This is a genomic window from Acinetobacter sp. CY73, from assembly GCF_059515865.1.
The window spans coordinates 21755-27754 of sequence record NZ_JCAKMZ010000036.1; the positions used below are offsets into that span (position 1 = coordinate 21755).

Annotated in this window: 6 protein-coding genes and 1 pseudogene; all 7 read right to left on the reverse strand. The window is 41.4% G+C overall.

Translation table 11 applies throughout. From position 1 onward, the window contains the following. Positions 1–91: 91 nt before the first annotated feature. The gene (gene pal / locus AC5YD2_RS14345) at positions 92–670 is read right to left on the reverse strand and encodes a peptidoglycan-associated lipoprotein Pal (protein WP_496126982.1); all 579 of its coding nucleotides are present in this window, start codon (positions 668–670) and stop codon (positions 92–94) included. A 28-nt stretch (positions 671–698) separates the two neighbouring features. Then, the gene (tolB, locus tag AC5YD2_RS14350; protein ID WP_496126983.1) at positions 699–1982 is read right to left on the reverse strand and encodes a Tol-Pal system beta propeller repeat protein TolB; all 1284 of its coding nucleotides are present in this window, start codon (positions 1980–1982) and stop codon (positions 699–701) included. 178 nt (positions 1983–2160) lie between these two features. Next, positions 2161–3675, reverse strand: coding sequence for a cell envelope integrity protein TolA (gene tolA, locus AC5YD2_RS14355; protein ID WP_496126984.1), 1515 nt, complete (start codon positions 3673–3675; stop codon positions 2161–2163). A 3-nt stretch (positions 3676–3678) separates the two neighbouring features. Next, the gene (tolR, locus tag AC5YD2_RS14360; protein WP_496126985.1) at positions 3679–4134 is read right to left on the reverse strand and encodes a protein TolR; all 456 of its coding nucleotides are present in this window, start codon (positions 4132–4134) and stop codon (positions 3679–3681) included. After that, the gene (gene tolQ, locus AC5YD2_RS14365; RefSeq protein ID WP_496126986.1) at positions 4134–4832 is read right to left on the reverse strand and encodes a protein TolQ; all 699 of its coding nucleotides are present in this window, start codon (positions 4830–4832) and stop codon (positions 4134–4136) included. Before tolQ ends, tolR begins: the two co-directional genes overlap by 1 nt. Positions 4833–4855: 23 nt before the next feature. Next, complete coding sequence (gene ybgC, locus AC5YD2_RS14370; protein WP_496126987.1) at positions 4856–5263, reverse strand: tol-pal system-associated acyl-CoA thioesterase; 408 nt, start codon at positions 5261–5263, stop codon at positions 4856–4858. Between the two features lie 511 nt (positions 5264–5774). Continuing rightward, positions 5775–6000: pseudogene (locus AC5YD2_RS14375) on the reverse strand (IS982 family transposase); the annotation flags it as partial.

A 6000-nucleotide genomic window follows, 5' to 3' on the forward strand; every position in this document is an offset into this window, starting at 1 on the left:
AATGAGCTATTGCTAGGTTTAAAAATGATCAATAAAAAAGCGCTCATCAAATGGAGCGCTTTTTTAAGGTCTAAAATAACCTAAAAAATCATTATTTTAGAAGGGGTGGAACAGCTTCGTAGTTTAATTCTACACGGCGGTTTTCTTTCCAAGCCGCTTCATCATGTCCAGCATTAATCGGCATTTCTTTACCGTAACTGACCGCTTCAAGCTGAGTCGCATTTACACCATTGGTGATTAAATAGCTTTGAACTGCTTTAGCGCGACGCTCACCCAAAGCCATGTTGTATTCACGTGTGCCACGCTCATCCGTATGACCTGTTAATGCAATTTTAGAGTTTGCATTGGCATTTAAAAATTGAGCATGTGCTTGTAGCGTTTGATAATCTTCATTGGATAATTCACTGCTGTCATAATCAAAATGCACAACACGTTTTGCTAAAAATGATTTATTTGCTTCAGTTACGCCCTTAGCTGAAGCACCAGTTAGATTTTGAGCGTTTAATGCAGCATCTTCACTTAAACCAGACGTGTTCACTGTCGTTGATGTACTTGGAACATTGCTCGATGGATCATTGTTAAGATCGGTCGTCGGTTTGCGTGTTGCACAACCTGTCATGATTAAGCTGACAGTGATCAGTGGTAAGGCGAAAGTCTTCATAGCATTCATGTTCATTTCCTTAAAATTAAAAAATCAATTATTTGGGTGCCCAAGCCGGTTCGCGCACTTCACCTTGTTCACTTGGTAAATTCATACGGAAGCGACCATCGGTTGACATGATAGAGAGCAAACCACGGCTATTTTCACGTGTTGCATAGACCACCATTTGACCGTTTGGAGAGAAGCTTGGGGATTCATCTAAACTGGTCGGTGTCAAAATATTGGTAATCCCTGTTGAGATTTCTTGAATCGCAACTTTGTAATTGCTGCCCGATGGACGATGTACGAGTGCCACGTATTTGCCATCTGCGCTTAAAGAACCACGTGCATTAAATGCACCACGGAAAGTTAAGCGTTTAGTCGTACCATCAGCAAAGCTATAGCGATAAATTTGAGCTGAACCACCACGGTCAGAGGTGAAGATAAAGCCTTTACCATCGGGTGTGTAGCGCGCTTCTGTATCAATTGCACTGTCGTTGGTCATACGCTTAACTTGACGTGTACTTAAATCCATTTGATAGATTTCAGGGTTGTCATGCATAGAGGCAGTAAACAACATACTTTTACCATCTGGTGAGAAGCTTGGTGCACCGTTTAATCCACGGAAACCGGCTAGTTTTTCACGCTGACCTGTTGCCAAATCCTGTACATAAATCGCAGGGCGTTTGGTTTCAAATGAGACGTAAGCGATTTTCTTGGCATCGGGTGTCCATGCAGGAGATAGAATCGGATCACGTGAACTTAAAATAGTCCGTGGCTGTTCGCCGTCTGTATCTGCAATTTGAAGTGTATAACGTGTATCTGGCGTTGCAGGATTACGCAACACATAAGCAATACGACCACTGAAATCACCTTTGATTCCTGTAATCGCTTCATAAATCGTATCACTGATCATGTGACCCGCAGAGCGAAGGCGCGAAGCAGGTACAGTGAGCAATTCATTTAGTAAATATGTTTTTTTCTCTACATCATACAGTTGGTAATGAACGTTCAAAGAACCATCAGCATTCTTTTTAACATCCCCAGTCACCACATAAGGAACACCTGCTGACTGCCATGCTGCACCATTGGCATTGTTCATGGTTGCCGTTGCAGGTAAATTTTTAGATGCACTGCTAAAACGACCTGAACGATTTAAATCTTGCTCAATAATGGGATAAAGAGAAGGGTCATTAGCAAATGGAACAATGGCAATTTTAGGGGCTTGTTCGGGTGCTTTTGCAATTTCCAAATGCAATTGTGCATTTGCCGTTGTCATAAAAGCAGGAATAAACGTCGCAATAATTGCGAGACTCAAAACGTGTTTAGAGATGATCTTCATGGTGTGTCACGTACTCAAAATACTAATTTTTAGAATGTTGTAGCTTTGTAGCATAATGACATGATTTTAATCTATATAAAGCATGTAATTATAAATATTCAGTGAATTTTAAATAAACACCTTACCGAGGTAGGGTGTTTATAATTGAATGATTTCAAAGTGATTATTTGGCGATAGATTATTTGACAGTAAAGGAAGCGGTAAAACTACGTGCTTGACTACGTGCTTCCGGGTCTGAAGGCATTGGATAGGGTGCAGCAGCACGAACCGCTTGTTCAACACTCGCTTTCACGTCTGGATCAGATGCATTGACCACTACACTGGTGACTGAACCACTATCACTAAGGTTTACGCGAGCTGTCGCTTTTTGACCTGAAGAATTGAGTGGCATACGCCATGCATTTTTGACTTTACTTTCAAAATCACGTTTAGCTGAAGATGCAATTTTACGGGCTTCTGCTTTTTTATTGGCAGCTTCTTCCTTAGCTTTTTGAGCAGAAGACGCTTTCTCTTCGGCAGCAGCACGTTCTTTAGCTTCGGCATCTGCTTTGGCTTTATTGGCTGCATCAGTCTTCGCTTTTGCAGCGGCATCCGCTTTGGCTTTATTGGCTGCGTCGTTTTTAGCTTTCGCAGCGGCATCCGCTTTTGCTTTATTGGCTGCATCGGCTTTAGCTTTTGAAGCGGCATCTGCTTTGGCTTTATTGGCTGCATCAGTTTTAGCTTTTGCAGCGGCATCCGCTTTTGCCTTATTGGCTGCATCGGCTTTAGCTTTTGAAGCGGCATCTGCTTTGGCTTTATTGGCTGCATCAGTTTTAGCTTTTGCAGCGGCATCCGCTTTTGCCTTATTGGCTGCATCGGCTTTAGCTTTTGAAGCGGCATCTGCTTTGGCTTTATTGGCTGCATCAGTTTTAGCTTTTGCAGCGGCATCCGCTTTTGCCTTATTGGCTGCATCGGCTTTAGCTTTTGAAGCGGCATCCGCTTTGGCTTTATTGGCTGCGTCGTTTTTAGCTTTCGCAGCGGCATCCGCTTTGGCTTTATTGGCTGCATCGGTTTTCGCTTTTGTAGCGGCATCCGCTTTGGCTTTATTGGCTGCGTCAGTCTTCGCTTTTGCAGTGGCATCCGCTTTGGCTTTATTGGCCGCGTCGTTTTTAGCTTTTGCAGCGGCATCCGCTTTTGCTTCTTGCTTGGCTTTCTGAGCGGCATCTGCTTTAGCTTTTGCAGCGACTTCTGCTTTAGCTTTATTGTTTGCATCAGCTTTTGCTTCACGTTCTTTTTGCAGCGCATTTGCTTTTGCTTGTTCAGCAGCTTTCGCAGCTTGAACGGCTTTTTGCTCAGCAGCTTTTTGTTCTGCGGCAAGGGCTTGCTTTTGAGCAGTATCCACTTTAGGTAAAGGAGGAACTACCGTTGGTATATTGGGTGCATCTTGCACTGGTTCAGCCGTTTGTTGAATATCAGGCTTAACATTCTCATGCGCTGTTTCAGCACTATCCGATTCCACTAGAGGCTTAGGTTCGGGTGGGATAGGTTTTAGGTCTTCGGGTTTGATCAGTACTGTTTTAATTTGCTTTGGTGGTTCAGGTGGTTTGGTTAAACCTAGAAAAAGCAAGCCTGTAATCGCCACAACATGGACTGCAACAGTAAACCCTAATGCAATCTTCGTTTCTTTTGACAAAGGCTTTTTAGAATCGTTCATAGCTTATTTTTCAGACTCAGCAGTAAGCAGTCCAACTTGGGTTAAACCCGCATCTTGCAGACTTGACATTAAAGCAATGACCTCACCATAAGGACGAGTTTTATCACCCTCAATAACGACAGTCAGTTGCTTATTTTCAGCTTGAGCATTTTCTTGTGCAGTGCTTAAAAGAGATGTTAACTCACTTAGGGTCAAGGGATCTTTTGATATGTTTTCTTTATGCTTTAGGAAATAACGTCCATCGGCATCAATGCTGACCATCGCAGGGGTGTCTTTAGATTCAATAGGTGTGCCATTTGCTTCAGGCAAGTCCACCTTGATCCCACTGGTAATCATGGGTGCGGTCACCATGAAAATCACTAAAAGCACCAACATGACGTCGATATAAGGCACGACATTCATATCACTTTTAAGTGGTTTTTTAACGCGATCAAAACGTCCTGAACGTTGAATAGCCATTATTCAGAATCCTGTGTAGTTCCCACAGATTGACGTTGTAATAACGCCACCATTTCTTCTGCAAATAAAGCACGGTCTGAATACACTTCTTCGCTTTTCGAGGTGAAATGGTTAAATGCTAAAACAGCAGGGATTGCAGCAAATAAACCAATTGCAGTCGCAATCAATGCTTCGGCAATACCAGGTGCAACCGTTGCAAGGGTCACTTGATCGACTTGGGCAAGACCAATAAAGGCATTCATGATGCCCCACACTGTACCAAATAGACCGATATACGGTGCAACCGAACCAATACTTGCCAGTGCGCCTAGACCATTTTCCATGCGACCTTGATCACGGCTTAAACCGACACGTAAAATACGTTCTGTACCATCAATGGTATGGGTTAAATCTGCTTTGGTTTTCTTGAGTTTAAGGAATTCACCAAAACCATTGTAAAAGATATCTTCTAAGCCATCACGTTTAGAATTGACTTGGGCATTATTATAAAGCGTATTGAGCTCAGCGCCTGACCAGAATACTTTTTGGAAATGCTCATCGCCTTGTTCGGCTTTTTTAAAGGTCATATGTAACTTGGCAATAAGGTACCAACTCAAGAGGGATGCCAGTACCAAGACCAGCATGACCAATTGAACAACAGGACTCGCCTGTAAGATAAGATCTGAGATGTGAAGCGAAGATTCTAGTTGTGTTGCCATAGTTACATGTGCCAATAGTATTTTTATTCGTGATTCAATTCTCTTTGGATCAAATCACGGATTTCATTCGGAATTCTGAGCGGTCTCATTTCAGCGCTAATACACGCTAATTCAACCTCGCCAGAAGCTAGCATGATTTCACCACGATAAATATTTTGTTGCAACACAAAAGACGTGGCTTTACACGAAACAACACTCGCTGTAACAGTAATTAAATCATCCATCAGGATTGGACGCGAGTATTTTAAGCCGATTTTATGCACGACGAAGTTGTAATCTTTTTGATGCCAATAATGTGAAATGCCTGAAGCGCGTAGCCATTCTGTACGGGCGCGTTCCATAAAGCGGATGTGATTGGCGTGATAAACAATACCTCCTGCATCGGTATCTTCTATATAAACACGAATTTGAAATTCAAATTTGTTCGCCATATTCATTTCCCATTTCTAGCTTTGGATCTTGGATTTTTGGTGATTCGATTGTTCTTATATTTTGACGATGGTGTACAAAATATTTGCTTAGAACAATGTACTGCAAAGGCTCGCAGTTTATCACTCTCAAATTTCAGTCCAATGGCACAAGGTTTCAAAGGATGTCTCATTTTCAAAAAAATAAATTTTACTAATGGAAAGTATTTAGATTCCAATTTTCAATTCTTTTTTAAGATGTTGTTCAAAATAAAATGTTAAATGAGGTAGATTCGATGTTATCAATTCATTAGCTTTTAAATCGTTTTGGTACTTCTTATAAAATTGAATGCAAAGCCATACACACACCAATGATATAACGAGAGCGATCTGAATGATATTTGAAATATTTGAGTTAAATTCAGTCATTTCAATTGTTAGCCACCAGATATAGAAAACCAAAACAAGATAGCTGATAAAGATTAAATGTATTTTAAAAGGTAGATATCGATTATTTATGTAACCCGAATCCTGCTTAAGCCGATGAATCAATAATTTGAATAGTTGGCTTATTTCGATGGGTTAATTGATATGCGCATAGCGAGGCGTAAATCCCACTTAGAAATCCATGAATGCTACGTGCTTTACTCGTCACTAAATTGTATTGCCCTTTCAATAAGCTGAATAATGTTTCTATCTTATTGCGCTGTTTTAAGTGATATTCATCTGGCGCACTGAGCTCAACAGACCGCATGTTCTTT